At 47.5% G+C, this 575-nt stretch carries 2 tRNA genes and 1 rRNA gene; all 3 read left to right on the top strand.

The features are described from left to right. The first annotated feature begins 121 nt into the window (after positions 1–121). The 3 genes from rrf (at position 122) to ACAN54_RS29890 (ending at position 459) form a co-directional block, all read left to right on the top strand. Positions 122–238, top strand: a 5S ribosomal RNA gene (gene rrf, locus ACAN54_RS29900). Positions 239–285: 47 nt separating this feature from the next. Then, positions 286–362, top strand: a tRNA-Ile gene (locus ACAN54_RS29895). A gap of 21 nt (positions 363–383) precedes the next feature. Then, positions 384–459 (top strand) — tRNA-Ala (locus ACAN54_RS29890). Positions 460–575: the final 116 nt, after the last annotated feature.

Raw genomic sequence — 575 nt, 5'->3', positions numbered from 1 at the left:
TATGGAGAATCGTTCTCTGCAATGAGAACATTCAAATCGGAAGCTTAGCTTCCATTAGAACCCTTGGGTTCGAACACTCACTCGTGTTCAGTTTTGAAAGAGCAAGTCTCTTTCGTATGCGTTTGGTGGCGATAGCGGAGGGGTTCCACACGTACCCATCCCGAACACGACCGTTAAGTCCTCCAGCGCCGATGGTACTTGGACCGAAGGGTCCTGGGAGAGTAGGACGCTGCCAAGCGGTCAACCAAGAGATTGGTTGAATCCAAAATGTTATATATGTTATATGGGCTTTTAGCTCAGTTGGTTAGAGCGCACCTCTGATAAGGGTGAGGTCGGTGGTTCGAGTCCACCAAGGCCCACCATATAACATCATATCTCTTTATGGGGCCATAGCTCAGCTGGGAGAGCGCCTGCCTTGCAAGCAGGAGGTCAGCGGTTCGATCCCGCTTGGCTCCACCAATAATGTTTTACGTGCAATAGTATATGCAAGACCTTGATCCTTGAAAACTGGATACCGAAACGAAAATGCGTTTTAGAACATTCCTTTAAGCTGAACTTGTGTAAACAAGTTTATA

The organism is Paenibacillus diazotrophicus (genome assembly GCF_042610465.1).
This window is presented reverse-complemented; position numbering and strand designations above follow the sequence as displayed.